Raw genomic sequence first — 16,321 nt, 5'->3', positions numbered from 1 at the left:
ACCGACGAATACCAGAGCTAAATTTGAGGTTTCCCCGAAAGGCCTTCTCCTGAGCTTCATCTGAGGTTCCACAAGGGCGCCGCAAAGGAGGAATCCGGCGCCAGGGAATCGCTTGACATGGAGCGGTCGACCGCCCCAGGATTGCGCTCGGCGAACGAAACCGCGATCGCCACGATTCGGCGGATTCAATTCCGTGATGGGGGAAACACATGCGTAACGCAAAGCGCGTTGCTGCCGTTCTCGGCGCGTCAACGCTGATTTTCATGGGTGTCACCGGGGTGTCCGGAACGGCCTTCGCGGCCGGCTCCGCGACCGTCCACCCGGACGGGTGCCCGCCGGACCCCGGCTACAGCTTCAGCGCGGTGACCCACACGTACCACGACATGGTCAGCAGCGTCGAAGGCACCAGTGACGAGACCATCGGCATCGCGCTGACCTCGGGCAAGACCGTCACCGGCACCATCACCGGCACCGTCACCACCGAGGAGTCGGCGATCTTCGCCAGCGCCAAGGAGTCGGTCAGCGCCTCGCTGGCCAAGGCCATCACCACGTCGGTGACCTACTCCGCGACCTGGAAGATCCCCAGCACCACCAAGGTCGGCTACCTGCACGCCGGCGCCGACGAGGAGAAGATGCACTGGGAGTACGGCTCCACCGGCGGCAACTGCGTCTACCACATCAGCCGCCAGGGCACCGCGACCTTCCCGTACCACGTGCCGACCTTCTGGCACACCAGTTGAGCCGCGGGCCGGCCGCTGCAGGGATCCTCGCGGCGGCTGTGATCGCCCTGGCGGCGTGCTCCTCCGCGAAGCAGGCGCCGTCCGCGGCGCCGACCCCGAAAGCGGTCGGCCCGGCCTCCGCGGCCGCTTCGGCGACCGCCCCGGTGGATCCGCAGGAATACAGCGGATCGATTCCCGAAGGAAAGCTGCTGCTGAATACCCAGGGAAACGGGAATTCATCGCTGGCCATCAAGGGAACGGGTACGGACGGGGATTTCGTCATCGCCGTCAGCTGCATCGGGAAAGGCTCCCTGCATGCGGCGGACAAGTCCGGCCGGCTGTTGCTGGGCGTGGACACCTGCGACGAGAGCCCGGGGGCCATCTACAACAGCCGCGGGCAGCTGCGCGCCGCGGACTCGGCCGTCGCGATAGCCGCGTCGCCCGGCGTCCACTGGCGCATCGCGGTCTTCCGGGCACCGCACCAGTAGCCGCAGGGCCAGTAGCGGCACCGGGGCAGGCACTGAGGTGACCACTGTGCGGGAGGGGGCGCCCCCTCCCGCACAGTGGTGTGCCCGTTGCGGACTGCCATCATGGGTGCATGATCGAACGAGTCGTCGCGGCGTGCGACGGAGCAGCCAAGGGAAACCCGGGGCCGGCGGCATGGGCCTTCGTGGTCGCGGACAGCGCCGGCGCGCCGCAGCGCTGGCAGGCCGGGCCGCTCGGCCACAGCACCAACAACATCGGTGAACTCACCGCGCTGGAACAGCTGCTGACGGCCACCGACCCGGCGGTCCCGCTGGAGGTCCGGCTCGACAGCACCTACACCCGTGACGCGGTGACCAAGTGGCTGGCCAACTGGAAGCGCAACGGCTGGAAGAACGCCGGCGGCAAGCCGGTGGCCAACCGCGAACTGATCCAGCGCATCGACGCGCTGCTGCAGGGCCGCGACGTCACCTTCGTCTACGTGCCGGCGCACCAGGTGGACGGAGACCCGCTGAACGCGATCGCCGACAAGGCCGCCAGCGACGCCGCGCGGTTGCAGCAGGCGTCCGGTGGGACCGCCCCCGACCTCCCGGTGCCGGACCCGGTCAGCGGGTCGGCATCCCGCAGCAGGCGCCCCGCGGCGGGGTCGGCCGGGGCGGCGGCCAAGTCGGCCGGCGGGGTTGCCAAGGCGGCCGGGACTGCCAAGCCGGCCGGCGCCGGGGGCCGTTCGCGCACCCTCGCCGCGCGGTACCCCGGAACCTGCCCGTGCGGCCGGTCCTACGCCAAGGGCGAGCAGATCACCAAGGTGGGCAGCGGCTGGGGCCATCCGGGCTGCACCGCCGCGGAGGCCTGAGCGGGCCTGAGCGGGACCCCGTCGGCGGAAACTAGATGTATATAGCAACGTATGTGTAAGGTGCCCTTGGATCTGGTGGCGGCTGCTCACCATGCGGGGCAGGTCGTCGCCGTGCGCTGACTTGGAGGAGGTTTTCCATGGCTCAGGCAGCAGGACGACTCGCCGCCGTGCTCGGCGGCGTGCTGGAAGGGCCGCTGCCGCTGCGGATCCGGGCCTGGGACGGCAGTGAGGCCGGGCCCGCCGAAGCGCCCACGCTGGTCTTCCGCAACCGCCGCGCGCTGCACCGGCTGCTCTGGAAGCCGGGCGAGCTGGGGCTGGCCCGCGCCTGGGTCGCCGGCGACATCACCGTCGAGGGCGACCTGTACGAGGCGCTGGGACGGCTGGCGCCCAGCGTGTGGCAGGGCGGCGAGCCGGCGCCGGCGCGGCGCGCGCTGCCCGACGGCCGGACGCTGCGGCTGGCCGCCGACGTACTGGCGCTGGCCGGCCCGTCGCTGCCGCCGGCGCCGCCCGAGGAGGAGGTGCCGCGCCGGCACGGGGTGCGGCACAGCATCGGCCGCGACCGCCAGGCGATCAGCCACCACTACGACGTCGGCAACGACTTCTACGCGCTGGTGCTCGGTCCCTCCTTCGTCTACTCCTGCGCCTACTGGCCCGACCCCGAGGCGACGCTGGAGCAGGCCCAGGCCGCCAAGCTCGACCTGATCTGCCGCAAGCTGGCACTGCGCCCCGGGCAGCGGCTGCTCGACGTCGGCTGCGGCTGGGGTTCGCTGGTGCTGCACGCGGCCGAGCACTACGGGGTGCACGCGGTCGGCGTGACCATCTCGGCGGAGCAGGCCGACCTGGCCCGCAAGCGGGTGGTGGACGCCGGTCTGACGGACCGGGTGGAGATCCGGATCCAGGACTACCGCAGGATCGAGGACGGCCCCTTCGACGCCGTCTCCTCGGTGGGCATGGCCGAGCACGTCGGGTCGGTGGCCTACCGGACCTACGCGGACCAGCTGTACCGGCTGCTCAGGCCGGGTGGACGGCTGCTCAACCACCAGATCGCCCGACGCCCCCTGGAGGACGAGTCGGGGTACGCGGTCGACGAGTTCATCGACCGCTACGTGTTCCCCGACGGCGAGCTGGCCCCGGTCGGCAGCACCGTCTCGGCGCTGGAGTCGGCCGGCTTCGAGGTGCGGGACCTGGAGTCCATCCGCGAGCACTACGCGCTGACGCTGCGGGCCTGGGTCGCCAACCTGGAGGCGAACTGGTCCGAGGCGGTCCGGCTGGTCTCGCCCGGCAGGGCCCGGATCTGGCGGCTCTACATGGCCGCCTCGGCGCTGGCCTTCGAGCAGAACAACATCGGCGTGAACCAGGTCCTGGCGGTGCGCACCGGCGCGGGCGGGGCCTCCGGCATGCCCCTGGTCCGCGGTACCTGGGGCAGCTGACGCAGTGTCCGTTCCGTTGCGGCACACTGGTTTCCAGACCGTCCGCGACTGGGTATCCCGGTGGTGATTGGTCTATACACGTAGTGCGGGAGTGGCAGGTCTGGGGGGTCACTGATGTCGCGTGAACGAGTGGCACGGCGGGTGGCGACGGCGGCGGCCTACGGCGGCGGGGGCATCGGACTGCTCGGTGCCGGGGTCGCCGGGCTGCTGCTCGCCGAGGCGAAGCTCGCCGCGGTCAAGCTGGACGTCCTGCAGGGCGACCCGCTGCCCGCCGACGGCTGCTACGGCCGGGAGCTGGCCGAGGACGGCGCCGAGCCGCTGGCCCTGGTGGTGCTCGGTGACTCCACCGCCGCCGGGTTCGGCGTGGACCACGCGGTCCGGACCCCGGCGGTGCTGCTCGCCTGCGGCATCGCCGCGATCGCCGAACGGCCGGTGCGGCTGACCGTCGTCGCGGCGAACGGGGCCGTCTCGGCGGACCTGGAGCGGCAGCGGGAGCTGGCGCTGCGGCGCGAGTCCGCACCGGACCTCGCGCTGGTCATGATCGGGGCCAATGACGTCGCCCAGCAGGTCAGGACGTCCGAGGCGGCGCGGATCCTCGGCGACACGGTGCGCCGGCTGCGGGCGGCCGGGGCCGCGGTGGTCGTCGGCACCTGCCCGGACCTGGGCGCGGTGGCCGGCATCCTGCCGCCGCTGCGCTGGCTGGCCGCGCGGGCCAGCCGCCGGCTGGCGGCGGCGCAGGATCGGGCCGTGGTCGAGGCGGGCGGGCACAGCGTGCTGCTCGGCACCCTGCTCGGACCGGAGTTCGCCGGCCGCCCGGAGATGTTCGCCTCGGACCGCTACCACCCCTCCGACCAGGGCTATCTGGCGGCCGCGATGACCCTGATGCCGACCATGTGCGCGGCCCTGGACATCTGGCCGGGTGAGGGCGCCGCCCAGGCGGCCCAGACAGCCCGAGCAGCCCAGGTGCCCGCGACCCGGGGTGCCCGCGACGGCGCCGGCCGGCCGGCGCGGGTCGCCGCCCTCGACCCCCGGTAGCCGCGGCCCCGGTAGCCGCGGCCCGGATCAGGCCAGCAGCTTGTCCTTGGCCTTCTGGAACTCCTCCTCGGTGATCGCACCCGAGGACTTGAGGTCGGCCAGCCTGGAGAGTTCGTCCACCTGGCTGGAACCGCCGCCCGCGCCGCCGGGGGCCGCCGCGGCCTGGCGGACGTACTGCTTGAACGCGGCGTCGGCCTGCTGGGCCTGCTCCCGGTCCCGCTCGCTCATGGAGCGGCCCCGGATGATCACGTAGAGCAGCACGCCCAGGAACGGCAGCACGATCACCAGGAGGATCCAGCCGGCCTTGGCCCAGCCGCTCAGGGTGTGGTCGCGGAACAGGTCGGTGATGATCTTGAACAGCAGGAAGAACCAGAGGATCCAGAGGAAGAACTCCAGCATGGTCCAGAACACGTTGAGCAAGGGGTAGTTCGACATGGTCAGCTCCAGCTGCTCGGCCCGCTGAGATGCGGCGATGACGCCTGAAAAACAGTCATATCACCGCAAATCAGGTTACGCATGCCCGGAACTCCCCTCGCGGTCCAGCTCCGCGTCCAGCGCCAGGGCGGCGTGGACCAGGGCCAGGTGGGTGAAGGCCTGCGGGAAATTGCCCAGCTGCTCGCCGGTGGGTCCGATCTCCTCGGCGAACAGGCCGACGTGGTTGGCGTAGGTGAGCATCTTGTCGAAGGCGTAGCGGGCCTGGTCCAGCCGGCCGGCCCGGGCCAGCGCCTCCACGTAGAGGAAGCTGCACAGCGAGAAGGTCCCCTCGCTGCCGCGCAGCCCGTCCGGGGAGGCCGACGGGTCGTAGCGGTAGACCAGGCTGTCCGACACCAGCTCCCGGTCCATCGCGTCCAGGGTGGACAGCCAGCGGCTGTCGCGCGCGGTGATGAAGCCGACCTTGGGCATCAGCAGTAGCGAAGCGTCCAGGACCTCGCTGCCGTAGTGCTGGACGAACGCCCGGCGGGTGGGGCTCCAGCCGTGCTCCATGACCTGGCGCAGGATGGCGTCGCGGGCGGCGGTCCAGCCGGGCAGGTCGGCCGGGCGGGCGAACCGGGTGGCCAGCCGGATGCCGCGGTCCAGGGCGGCCCAGCACATCACCCGGCTGTAGGTGAAGTCCTGGCGGCCGCCCCGGGTCTCCCAGATCCCCTCGTCGGGGCGGTCCCAGTGGTCGGCCAGCCAGTCCAGCAGGTCGGCCACGACCAGCCAGCCCTCGTAGCCGGCCATGTCGGCGACGTCCTCGGCCTGGGCCAGGCCATAGACGGCCTCGCCGTAGATGTCCAGCTGCAGCTGGTCGGCGGCGCCGTTGCCGATCCGGACCGGGAAGGAGCCGCGGTAGCCCTCGAAGTGCCGCAGCTCCTCCTCGGACAGCTGCGGGTCACCGTCGATCCGGTACATGATCTGCAGCCGCTCGCCGCCGACGGTGCTGCCGGCCCGGATCCGGGCGCCGAGCCAGCGGCGGAAGGCGTCCGCCTCCTCGCTGTAGCCCAGCGCGACCAGCGCGCTCACCGAGAGCGAGGCGTCACGGATCCAGGTGAAGCGGTAGTCCCAGTTGCGCTCCCCGCCCAGCTGCTCGGGCAGGCCGGCGGTGGCGGCGGCGATCAGGGCGCCGGTGGGGGCGTAGGTGAGCAGCTTGAGGGTGATCGCGGAGCGGTTGACCATCTGCTGCCAGCGGCCCCGGTAGCGGCAGCGGCTGATCCAGCGGTGCCAGTAGTGCCGGGTGGCGTCGAACAGCTCCCGCGTCGCCTCCTCGGTCAGCGGCTCCGGCGGTGCGGCGTCGGCGCCGCCGGTGGTCAGCACGAACGCGGCCAGTTCGCCCTCGGGCAGCGTGAACTCCGCGGTGGCGTCGGTGTCGTCGCAGCTGAGCTGCTGCGGTCCGACGGACTGGAGGTAGGCGGCGGCGTCCGCGGCGTGGAAGCCGACGCCTCCGGAGGCCAGGGTGCTGGTGCGGTGCTCGGCCCGGCCGTAGTCGAAGCGGGGACGGCACTCCAGTCGGAAGGTGACGGTTCCGCGCACCGTGCGCACGGCCCGGACGATCCGGTGCCGGTCCGAGGCCACGCCCGGCTCGTCCAGCGGCATGAAGTCGATCACCTCGCCGATCCCGGCCGGCGTCAGGAAGCGGGTGACCAGGACCGCCGAGTCGGGCAGGTAGAGCTGGCGGACCGTCATCTGCTCGGCATCTGCATCGGTGCTGGCGTCGGCATCGGCGGCGGTGACTGCGCTGATGCAGAAGTGGCCGCCCCGGTCGTGGTCGAGCAGGGCGGCGAAGATGCTCGGGGAGTCGAAGCGCGGGGCGCAGAACCAGTCGATGGCACCGTCGGAGGAGACCAGTGCGGCGGTCTGCAGGTCGCCGACGATCCCGTGGTCGGCGATGGGGGGATAGCGGCGCATGGCGGGCTCGCTCCTCTTCCGGCCGGGGCCGGGTGGAAGATCGTCCGGGCGGACGGGTCGAGCCTTTCAGCCGCGGTGGCGGGCGGCGCGGGGGATGTGCCGTTCGGGTGAGCGGCCGGACCGGGGCCGGTCAGCCCACGCGGGGGTCGACCGCGACGAAGCGGCCGGTGCGTCCGGCCTCGGTGCCGGCGAGGCCCAGCGAGACCAGGGCGTCCAGGGCCCGGCGGACCCGCCGCTCGCCGGTGCCCAGCAGGTCGGCGAGTTCGGCGACGGACGCGGGGGAGCGGGAGACCAGATGCCGGTAGGTCTCCTCCGTATGGTCGTCAAGTCCCATGGACTCGAGCATGCGGTCTTCCTCCGACGCGGTGCCTGGTGCCTGGGCTGCTCCGGCCAGGGCGGCCGATGCTGCCAGTCTTCCGTGCGTCGCGAGCGGATGACCACAACCGGCAGGTGTCCGGTTCGGGAATTCGAGGCGGCGCCCGCACCGCCGGGCGCTGCTCCTACGAGCCGGAGCAGCGCCGTGGGGGAGGATCGTCGGTCAAGAGCGGTCATGGGTGGTAGGGAGTGGTCGGAATCGGAATCGGAATCGGTTGTCGGAGTCGGTTGGGGGTGGTCAGGACGGGTCGACGGGCAGCCCGGCCGTCCGCGCTGCTTCTCCCTCCTTCAGTAGCCGCCCGCGCAGCGCGAGGTCGATCTCGAACCGGGACTGCGGGTTGGTCAGCGCGCCGCCGAACAGCTTCTCCAGCCGGCGCATCCGCTGGCGCACCGTCTGCGGGTGCAGCCCCAGCGTGACCGCCACCTCGGGCGCGCTGCCGCTGCTGGCCCCGAGCCAGGCCAGCAGGGTGGCCTCCAGATGACGGCGGCGGTTGGGGGTGAGCCCGCCGAGCGGGGCCAGACAGCGTTCGCTGACCAGCCCGACCAGGGCCTGGTCGCCGAGGAGCAGCACCGCCGACAGGTTCTCGTCGCAGTAGGTGGGACCCGGGGCGTTGGCCAGGACCGTGCCGGGCAGCCGCTCGGCAACGGTGCGGGCCCAGCGGAGCGACTCGGCGGCGTTCACCCAGGGCACCGCGGGGCCGACCACGGCGGGCTGGTCCCCGAGCAGCCGGGCCAACTGCTCCCTGGCACCGGGGGCGTGGGGCTCCGGGAGGATGAGGAAGGCGTCGGGGCCGTCCAACTGCGCCAGGACGTCCGGCCGGCGCCGCAGCCGGTCGGCGCCGCCCGGGCCCAGCGTGTTGCGGTCGGGCGGTGCGTCGCAGTCCCCCGGCCGCAGCAGCACCACCGCGGAGAGCGCGGCGGGCAGCTTCCACCGGGCCGCGCGCGCGGCCTCGGCCACCAGGTAGGCGGGTTCGCCGGCCAGCAGCGACCTGAGCAGTTTCTGGCGCAGGAAGCGCTGGGTGCCGGCCTCGTCGGTCCGGGCCTGGGTGTAGCCGGCGGCTGCGGCGACCACGATCTGGTCGGCGTAGGCGAAGATCACCTCGGCGAGCAGGGCCAGCGTCCCCAGGGAGACCCCGGTGTGCCGGGCCACCATCGCGTACCTGCGCCAGACCAGTCGGGCGCCGAGGCGGTAGGCGGACTGCAGCAGGTCCAGGCTGCGGCCGGCCCGGCACTCGCTGCGTCCCAGCGCGCGGTGGACGGTGGCGGAGGCGGCGCTGGAACTGCGGTCGCCCGCGATCAGGTCGGCGAAGTGGGTCAGTGCCCGGCCGGTGGCTCGGTGCAGCACAGCTCCGGATTCGTCCTGCTCGAAGAGCTGGGCGTACTCCGGTATCTGACGGCATATCTGCTCGACGATCTCGGACACCAGCCGCGGGTTCTCGCCCCGCAGCAGCCGGGCCAGGCCCGGCGGCAGGGCCACCCAGGGTGCGTCGTGCGGCACCGTGCGCGGTGCCTCTGCCTGCGGTCCGGCGTTCCGGGGCACCGGCACCCGGTCACGGCGGACGACGAGCGAGGCGGCCCGAGGTGGATGCGCTGACGGGGCACGCTGGGGTGCGAGGCCCGAACCGTGTTGCGTTGCAGTGGACATGCGACCTCCTTCGCCGGTCCTGCGGGCGCCGCCGGCCGGGGAAGTCGAACCGGTGGCGCCCGCAGACCTTGGGAGTGAATCAACCGCCCGGTACCGGTGGCGCCGGTCGGGGCCGTTGGGCCGGAGGAGTCAGCGGGTGACCACCCGGCCGATCCGAGCATAGGGGGAGTCATCCGTCCGGAACGGGGCACAGCGCCTCCGTTAGGAATTGATAAGAGAGTTGCCCTTCAACGCCGGAGGCGCGACGGCTGGCGCGGCGCCCGATCCGCGCCGCGGATGCGGAACCCGATTTCCCCGGCCGGGGTGCGATTTCCGAAAATGTTCGCACCTGCAGCGGTGATATCCCGACGCGATCGCTCACCTACGGGCAGGTCCGTCGATGTCATGACTGGACAGCGGCAAACCAGTTGATGATGATGAGCAGCAATTCATGTGGGAGGACCGGAAGTGACCACTGGAATGGCGCATCAGCACGGATTGAGGCGGTCCGGCCCCGAAGTCCGTACGGAGCCCTGGATATCCGACCGCGACGCCGGGACCACGCAGCTGCTGCGCGACGAGTACGGGGTGCTGTCCTCGCTCCGCTGCCTGGACGTCGGGCTTGCCGCCGACCCCGGTTTCCAGGGCGCCTACCCGGCGGAGACCTCGGCGCTGGCGGCCCTGGACGACCCCCGGGTGGCGCCGCCGGAACGCTATGTGGTGGGCGCCACCGGACGCATCATCGCCGTGGTGCGCAGGCATGTCGACGGTACCCCGCTGTCGGTGCTGCTGGGGCAGCGGACCCGCGGTTTCGACTGGCAGACCGCCGCGGTGGTGGTCACCGACGTGCTGGCCGCGCTGAGCGCACTGCACGGGCGCGGGGTGCCGCACCGCAGCGTGCACCCGAGCCAGGTCCTGGTCGGCACCAACGGCGTGTGCGTGCTGGTCGACGTCGGGCTGGCCCGGCGGACCGGCGGTGATGACGGTACGTCAAACACCGTGGGGGCCGAAGCAGGAGCCGGAGTCGAGCGGCGGGAGACGGCGATCGCGGCGGACCTCTCCGCGGTCGCGGTGCTGTTCGCGGCCTGCGTCGGGCAGATCGACAGCGGGACCGGCGCCAACGCGGGCTCCCCGGCGGCGGACGGCGTCCCCGACCTGCTGCGCGCGGTGCTGGAGCGTGCCAACGATCCCGACGCCCGCGACGGCCGGACCGCGGCGGACCTGCTCACCGCCTTCGGCAAGGTGACCGCGCGGGCCTTCGACGCGGGGTGGGTGGAGCGGGGCCGGGAGCGGTTGGCCGCCCTGGTCGCGGACAACCGGCAGGCGCCTGCGGGGCTGACCGAGATGCTGCGGGCCGGGTGGAGCCGGCGCCGGGCTCCGGGCCGGAAGGCCGGTCGCGCCGAGGAACCGGCTGAGCATCCGTCATCCTCAGCTCCGCAGAACGGGCTCAGGACCGCAGTGGTGGCCGCGCTGCCGGTTGGACTTCAGGCCAGGCTGCGCAGGCCGGGGGTGCTCTGGCGGGCCGGGATCCTGCTGCTCATGGTCGCCGGTGTCATCGCGGCCACGGTGTCGGGGCTGAGCACCAAGGGGGTCAAGCATCCGTCGGCGTCGGCTGCGGGCGGCGCGTCCGCGCATCCCTCGGCGATCGGCACCGCGGCGGCGGCCCCGGTCCCCGACCCGAGCCTCAGCCCCAGCTCCAGTCCCAGCCATGCCGCCGGCTCCGTTCCGAGTACCGGCCCCAGTATCGGTGCCAGTGCCGGTACCGGGCCGACCACGGCCCCGGGCGCCTGGCAGACGGTCGGCTACACCAACCGCGGGACCCTGACCCGGGACCCGGCGGTCTCGCGCAGCGGGGACGGCTCGCTCAGGCTCGCGGCCCCGGCCGGCGGACACGTCTTCGCAGGCCTCGCCACCCTGATGGCCGCACAACCGGGGACCCGGACCTACGCCGCCTGGGTCAGGACCGAAGGACCGGCACAGCAGAAGGTCTGCATCGACATCCTGTTCTACGACTCGACAGGCCGTCAGATCGGCTCGGACCATGCCGCGTTCACCAACGGCGGCAGCCATGACTGGCAGGCGGTCTCGGTCACACTGGCCAGGCCCTACGGAGCGACCCGGACCGACTTCCAACTGCGCCTCGGCGACCAGGGTCTGAGTCAGGGCGGATCCGCCTGGTTCGACGACGTCACCGTGGCCGGTCCGTGAATCCCCGGGGAAATTCCGGGTATTCCGTAAGCCGACCGTAAGCCGACGGCAATCGGCTGCGCGGCAATTGCGCCCAGGGCAGCGGAATGCCGCGACGCCGGCGGCGGGTGTGGCCGGACTGCCGCCGCCGGCGTCGCTCTTTCGGTTCGGTCAGCTGGCTTTGAAGGTGAACCAGTTGATGTTCACGAAGTCGGCGGGCTGCCCGCTGGAAAAGGTGAGGTAGACGGTCTGCACCCCGGTGGTTCGGGTGATGGTGGCGGGGACGGTCTGCCAGGTCTGCCAGCCGCCGGTACTGGCGAGGGAGAAGCTCCCCAGCACCGTGCCGGTGGGGCTGTTGAGCCGGACCTGGACCAGGCCGCTGACACCGGCGGCGGCTCCGGAGGCGACCCGGGCCTGGAACTGGGTGGCCCCGGTGCTGCCGAAGTCGATGCCGGAGTAGCTGAGCCAGTCCCCGTTGGCGATCCAGCCGACGTCCTGGCCGCCGTTGGTGTCGCTGCAGGTCTCGGTCTGGGTGCCGGACTGCCCGGAGTAGGACTCGGCCTGGATGGTGCCGAAGGCGCCGGTCCCGGTCCCGGTGCCGCTGGTCGGGGTGGCCGAGGCGGAGGCCGAGGTGGTGGTCGAACCCCCCTGTGCCGCACCGACGCTGATGGTGAGTGAGGTCGGTGAGGCCGACTGGACCCGGCCCTCGAAGTCGACCCCGGCGGGGTGGACGTCGTCGTAGGGGAAGGCGTAGCCCAGGTGGTCGGTCGAGGTCTGGTGCACGATGCGGGCGTAGTGGTTGGTGCGGGCCTGCGCGTAGAAGGCGGAGGGGTTCTCGCCGTCCGGCTGGTTGGCGTCGGCCAGCAGTGTGGTGCGGTTCAGGGCGGCGGCCAGACGGGCGCTGAGGTTGCCCATCTCGTCGTTGCCGGTGGTGAACGGGGCGCTGCTGCAGTTGAACACGGCCGCGGTGCTGGGCTTGGCGAAGCTGCCGACGCCGGGGAAGCTCAGCACGCCGTTGCTGACGCGTCCGGTGGTGGTCCCCCAGGAGGCCTGGGTGTCGATCACCAGGTCGGTGCTCTGGTACTTCGTCCAGACCTGGTCGATGTAGCTGTCGAGATAGCCGCTGAACAGCGCGGGGTTGGCGGTTATCGCGGTGTTGGGGCTGAGCACGCGCAGCGTCGCCCCGCTGGAGTTGGTGACGATGAGCTTGGCCCAGTCGCTGCCGTCGGTGGCGGCCTGGGCGCGCAGCGCGGACGCCACCGTCTCCAGCCCCCCGGCCGGCAGGCCGTTCACGGTCTGGGCGCCCTGCGGCGTCTGGAGGTTGAACGAGATGGGCACGGACGCGAAGTCCACGTAGCTGATGTTGGCGTACAGCTGGGTGGTGTCGTAGGTGAACTCGCAGAAGCTGTACGCCGTGGCGATGTTGGGGTCGGTGGGGTTGGACACCGAGGGCATGGCGATGCCGGGACCGGGGTTGACCAGGAAGGTGAGCTTGCTGCCGATGGAGAAGTAGATCCGCCCGCTGGCCAGGTGCGGAACGTAGATGGTCTTGGCAGGCGAGCCCGGGGCGTTGAGCGCGATCGCGCAGTCGGCACCGAGCGCGGCTCCGGGCGCGGAGGGGGACGGCGGGTGGTAGAGCGTGCTGCCGTCGGCCTCCAGGAAGGCCCAGCTGTTGCCCTGGTTCAGGTCGAGGCCCAGGACGTAGGCGTAGACCGTGGCGGACGAGGTGTTGTTGGCCAGCTGGACCGGAAGGGTGGCGGTGGTGCTCGCCGAGGCGCTGCGGCGGATGGTGGTGAGCAGGACCGGCGCGGCCACTGCCGCGATCGAGGCGCTGATCAGTTTTCGACGGGAGATCACGTCTTGCTCCTGGGGGCCGGACAGCCAGGCGTGGGGGTCGCAGGCGGTCGTGACGGGTGGTCGGTTGAGTCAGCACGTGGACCGGTCGCCGGAAACGGAACCCCGGTTGGCGTGTCATGCACACTCTTGCCGTCACTTCACGCATCGTCAATATCCCGCGCTTGAAAGCGCTCTCAACTCAACCTTAAATAAAACTCTTGAACGCAATCACCCACCGTTGGTCGCACCGTGGCCCGGTCCGTCGGTCCAGGTCACGGTGAGGTCCTCACGTGCACCGAAGCGCTCGATGTTGCCCCCGACGATCTGCTGCAGCCTGACGAGGTCGGCGGGGGTGGCGGCGTCGACGGCCAGCAGCAGGCAGTCGGGCTCCGCGGTGATGCGGCAGACGCCGGTGGAGCCGGGGAACTCGATCACTCCGTCGGGCGGGGTCCACTGGGCCCGGGACGCCTTCCAGGCGGCGTGACCGCACAGCTGCTTGCCGTACCGCTCGCCGCGCTCGGTCGGGACGCGGGCGTGGGCGCTGACCGGTCCCTGCCAGCGGCCGTTGTCGGCGGGTGCAGGGTCGGCGGGCGCAGGGTCGGCCGGGGCGGGGTCGGGGGTGTGCGAGCGGGGGTGGTGCACGGGGGGCCTCCCGGGTCGTGGAATCGCGGTGCCGAGGGTTTCGAGGCGCCGCGCCGCCAGTTTTGCTATACATAGTGTCGCTGTCAAGACATAGTGTCCTCACCCTGTCTGGGAGGCTTGGCCTACCAGCAGGGAGGAAGCCGGTCGTGGCGCCACCGACCGCGGTGAGTCAGGGTGGAGTCAACGGCACCCGGCAGCGGGCGCCACGGCAGACAGGGAGAGGGCCATGCGGGAGTTCCTGGTCGAGCTGACCACCACCGTCCCCGAGGGAACCGAGCAGGCCGAGGTGGACCGTCGTCGCGCGGCCGAAGCCGTCCGGGCCAGGGAACTCGCCGCCGCCGGGAACCTGGGGCGGCTGTGGCGTCCGGTCGGTGAACTGCGCAGCCTCGGCATCTGGCGGGCCGCCGACGAGGCCGAGCTGAACGAGAAGGTGCTCGGCAGCCTCCCGCTGCGACCGTGGATGACCGCCGTGATCACACCGCTGGAGTCGCACCCCAACGACCCGGGCTGGACCGGAGCCGGCGCCTGAGCAATCCTCACCGCGTCCACCGACCACGAGCGAGGACCCCGTCATGAGCTCCGCAACCCCGGGCGCCGCCGTGGCCGCCGAGGGGCGCCGCCGTTCGTCCGCACGGCCCGGGGGTGGTGCCGGGTCCCCGTGGGCCGATGTCCTGCGGGCCGCCGCCGCGCTGGCGGCCGCCATGGGCGTCGGCCGCTTCGTCTACACCCCGATCCTGCCGCTGATGCACGCTCAGGCCGGGCTGAGCGCCTCGGCCGGCGCGAACCTGGCCACCGCCAACTACGTCGGCTACCTGGCGGGTGCGCTGGTGGGGATCCTGGTCCCGGCGGCCGTGCGCTCCCGCACGGCGCTGCGCGGTTCCCTGGTGGTGCTGACCGGGTCGCTGGCCGCGATGCCGTTGAGCCACGCCGTACCGGTCTGGGCGGTGCTGCGGCTGCTCGCCGGTGTCGCGAGCGCACTGGTCTTCGTGATCGCGGTCAGCTCGCTGCTCAACCATCTGCGTGAGTACCCGCCGCAGCTGCCCGGATGGGGCCTGGGCGGTGTCGGCGCTGGGATCGCGCTGTCCGGCCTGCTGGTCCTGGTGCTGCGTCAGGCGGCCGACTGGCGTGCAGCCTGGTGGGCCGCGGCCGCACTGGCGGCGGCGCTGTCCGCCGCGGCCTGGACGTTGCGCCCGGCGCCCGTCGGCGACGCGGCCGACCACGGGGAACAGCCGCGGGCCCACCGCTGGTTCGGCTGGCTGCTGGCCTCGTACACGCTGGAGGGCATCGGCTACATCATCGCCGGCACCTTCCTGGTCGCGGCGATCGGGCAGTCCTCGCCGGGCTGGATCGGCAGCGGCGCCTGGGTGCTGGTGGGACTGGCCGCGGTGCCGTCCGCGGCGCTCTGGGCCCGGCTGGGACGCCGATGGTCCCGTCCCGACCTGCTGCTGGCCGCGCTGCTGGTGCAGGCGGTCGGCATCGCCCTGCCCGCCCTGGTCGGTGGGATCGCCGCCGCCCTGGTCTCGGCGACCCTGTTCGGTGGGACCTTCATCGGCATCAGCACCCTCGCGCTGGCCACCGGAGCGCAGCTGCGGTTCCCGCGCTCGGTCGCCCTGCTCACCGCCGGCTACTCCGTCGGCCAGATCCTGGGCCCCGTCGCCGTCACCCCCCTCCTCCACCACGGCTACCACCAGGCCCTCCTGCTGGCCGCCGCCGTGGTCCTCGCCGCCGCCGCAGCGGCAGCCGTGCTGCGCATCGGATTCCCACCGGGCGAGCGGTGACCGCAGATCCTTCAGCGGTGCGGTTCGAGGTTCAGAACCACATCGCAGTCCAGTGCGGCGGCCAGGCGCTGTAGTACGGGCAGGGTGGGGGTGGTCCTGCCGGATTCCACCCGGGAGACGAAGGCCTGGCCGGTGCCGGCTCGCGCGGCCAACTCCGCCTGTGACAGGCCCAATGCGGTGCGTCTGTTACGGATCAGCTCGGCGGCCGTCACTGCGGGTCCTGGTCGTAGCGCGGCAGCTCGCCGGTGTCGATGACCCACTCCCTGATGGTGATCTTGTCACCGAAGACATAGGGCACACGGGCGTCGTAGGCAGCGGTGCCGCTCCTGGTGGTGATGGCCCAGTAGTGGACGCAGGTGCCGTCGCGAGGGTCGACGATCAAATAGTGCGGGATGCCCAGCTGGGGATAGTGGCGCAGCTTGCTCTCGTAGTCGTTCTCCGGATTCGACGGCGACACGATCTCGACTGCCGCCAGCAGCGCACGGGGACTGATGGCGTCATCCGTGTCCATGGCCGCCTCCGGAAGTACCAGCACGTCAGGACGGCGCAGCTGGCCCAGGGCGGCTTCTTCGATGTCACCGGAGGTGGTGGCGACGATCCCCGGGGGGAGCTGCGGTTGGAGCTGACGCTCGATGCGCAGTGCGGCGAGGTCGTGGCGGCCGGCCGGACTCATCATCATGATGATCTGACCGTCGCTGATCTCGACACGGGGGCTGAACGGCGCCGGCGGCGTGAAGTGTGCAGCGAACGCGCGCAGGTGTCGGTAGATCTCCTGCTTCGTGGCGGCGGTCATGAGTCAACCGTACATGACGAAATCGTCATACCGGAGTTCCCCGCTCCTGGTCCGACCCCGGGGTCGGGTAGTGGTCGCAATCCGCAGTGAAGTTGAATTTTTGCAGAGATGTATCAAACCATTGCGGATGGATGTCGACACGGTTACGTTCCCTGCGGCACAGTGCCTTTCTCTGTGCATG

The 16,321-nt window shown here is 71.8% G+C and carries 16 protein-coding genes; 8 read left to right on the top strand and 8 right to left on the bottom strand.

Annotated features, from left to right (window positions below; translation table 11 throughout):
* The first annotated feature begins 263 nt into the window (after positions 1-263).
* The 5 genes from ABUW04_RS16400 to ABUW04_RS16380 all read left to right on the top strand — a co-directional run bounded on the left by ABUW04_RS16400 (position 264) and on the right by ABUW04_RS16380 (position 4,520).
* Positions 264-740 (top strand): hypothetical protein, encoded by a 477-nt coding sequence (locus ABUW04_RS16400; RefSeq protein ID WP_380565460.1) that lies wholly within the window; start codon positions 264-266, stop codon positions 738-740.
* A 38-nt stretch (positions 741-778) separates the two neighbouring features.
* The gene (locus ABUW04_RS16395; protein ID WP_380565458.1) at positions 779-1,207 is read left to right on the top strand and encodes a hypothetical protein; all 429 of its coding nucleotides are present in this window, start codon (positions 779-781) and stop codon (positions 1,205-1,207) included.
* A gap of 110 nt (positions 1,208-1,317) precedes the next feature.
* A complete protein-coding gene (locus ABUW04_RS16390; RefSeq protein WP_380565457.1) occupies positions 1,318-2,055 on the top strand; it encodes a ribonuclease H family protein in 738 nt (245 codons plus the stop codon).
* 137 nt (positions 2,056-2,192) lie between these two features.
* Positions 2,193-3,485, top strand: a complete 1,293-nt coding sequence (locus ABUW04_RS16385) for a class I SAM-dependent methyltransferase (protein ID WP_380565456.1) — start codon at positions 2,193-2,195, stop codon at positions 3,483-3,485.
* Positions 3,486-3,599: 114 nt separating this feature from the next.
* A complete protein-coding gene (locus ABUW04_RS16380; RefSeq protein WP_380565454.1) occupies positions 3,600-4,520 on the top strand; it encodes an SGNH/GDSL hydrolase family protein in 921 nt (306 codons plus the stop codon).
* Positions 4,521-4,547: 27 nt separating this feature from the next.
* On the opposite strand, the gene ABUW04_RS16375 is transcribed toward ABUW04_RS16380, so the two are convergent.
* From ABUW04_RS16375 to ABUW04_RS16360, 4 genes are all read right to left on the bottom strand, one after another.
* Entirely contained in the window at positions 4,548-4,955 is a 408-nt protein-coding gene (locus tag ABUW04_RS16375) for an SHOCT domain-containing protein (RefSeq protein ID WP_030249224.1), read from the bottom strand.
* 75 nt (positions 4,956-5,030) lie between these two features.
* On the bottom strand, positions 5,031-6,905 hold the full coding sequence (locus ABUW04_RS16370) for a glycoside hydrolase family 15 protein (RefSeq protein WP_380565453.1): 1,875 nt from the start codon (positions 6,903-6,905) through the stop codon (positions 5,031-5,033).
* A 130-nt stretch (positions 6,906-7,035) separates the two neighbouring features.
* Positions 7,036-7,239 carry a helix-turn-helix domain-containing protein gene (locus tag ABUW04_RS16365; RefSeq protein WP_198037251.1) on the bottom strand — a complete coding sequence of 68 codons (204 nt, stop codon included), beginning with the start codon at positions 7,237-7,239 and terminating at the stop codon, positions 7,036-7,038.
* A 279-nt stretch (positions 7,240-7,518) separates the two neighbouring features.
* Positions 7,519-8,925 (bottom strand): PucR family transcriptional regulator, encoded by a 1,407-nt coding sequence (locus tag ABUW04_RS16360; RefSeq protein ID WP_380565452.1) that lies wholly within the window; start codon positions 8,923-8,925, stop codon positions 7,519-7,521.
* A gap of 447 nt (positions 8,926-9,372) precedes the next feature.
* Between ABUW04_RS16360 and ABUW04_RS16355 the strand changes: the two genes are divergently transcribed.
* On the top strand, positions 9,373-11,112 hold the full coding sequence (locus ABUW04_RS16355) for a protein kinase (protein ID WP_380565450.1): 1,740 nt from the start codon (positions 9,373-9,375) through the stop codon (positions 11,110-11,112).
* A gap of 150 nt (positions 11,113-11,262) precedes the next feature.
* On the opposite strand, the gene ABUW04_RS16350 is transcribed toward ABUW04_RS16355, so the two are convergent.
* Together ABUW04_RS16350 and ABUW04_RS16345 are read right to left on the bottom strand one after the other, a co-directional pair.
* Positions 11,263-12,948 carry a beta-1,3-glucanase family protein gene (locus ABUW04_RS16350; RefSeq protein WP_030249237.1) on the bottom strand — a complete coding sequence of 562 codons (1,686 nt, stop codon included), beginning with the start codon at positions 12,946-12,948 and terminating at the stop codon, positions 11,263-11,265.
* A 207-nt stretch (positions 12,949-13,155) separates the two neighbouring features.
* Entirely contained in the window at positions 13,156-13,569 is a 414-nt protein-coding gene (locus ABUW04_RS16345; RefSeq protein WP_380565448.1) for a DUF2218 domain-containing protein, read from the bottom strand.
* A 226-nt stretch (positions 13,570-13,795) separates the two neighbouring features.
* Here ABUW04_RS16345 and ABUW04_RS16340 point away from each other — a divergent pair, with 226 nt between their 5' ends.
* Positions 13,796-14,098, top strand: coding sequence for a muconolactone Delta-isomerase family protein (locus tag ABUW04_RS16340; protein ID WP_380565446.1), 303 nt, complete (start codon positions 13,796-13,798; stop codon positions 14,096-14,098).
* Positions 14,099-14,270: 172 nt separating this feature from the next.
* Positions 14,271-15,347: a YbfB/YjiJ family MFS transporter gene (locus tag ABUW04_RS16335; protein WP_380565646.1), complete on the top strand. Its 1,077-nt coding sequence runs from the start codon at positions 14,271-14,273 to the stop codon at positions 15,345-15,347.
* 11 nt (positions 15,348-15,358) lie between these two features.
* Here the strand turns inward: ABUW04_RS16335 and ABUW04_RS16330 are convergent, their stop codons facing one another.
* Both ABUW04_RS16330 and ABUW04_RS16325 read right to left on the bottom strand, forming a co-directional pair.
* Entirely contained in the window at positions 15,359-15,559 is a 201-nt protein-coding gene (locus ABUW04_RS16330) for a helix-turn-helix domain-containing protein (protein WP_380565444.1), read from the bottom strand.
* Positions 15,556-16,140: a Uma2 family endonuclease gene (locus ABUW04_RS16325; protein WP_030249250.1), complete on the bottom strand. Its 585-nt coding sequence runs from the start codon at positions 16,138-16,140 to the stop codon at positions 15,556-15,558. Before ABUW04_RS16325 ends, ABUW04_RS16330 begins: the two co-directional genes overlap by 4 nt.
* Between the last annotated feature and the right edge of the window lie 181 nt (positions 16,141-16,321).

The sequence above is a fragment of the Streptacidiphilus jeojiensis genome (assembly GCF_042510965.1).
Lineage (GTDB): Bacteria > Actinomycetota > Actinomycetes > Streptomycetales > Streptomycetaceae > Streptacidiphilus > Streptacidiphilus jeojiensis.
This window is presented reverse-complemented; position numbering and strand designations above follow the sequence as displayed.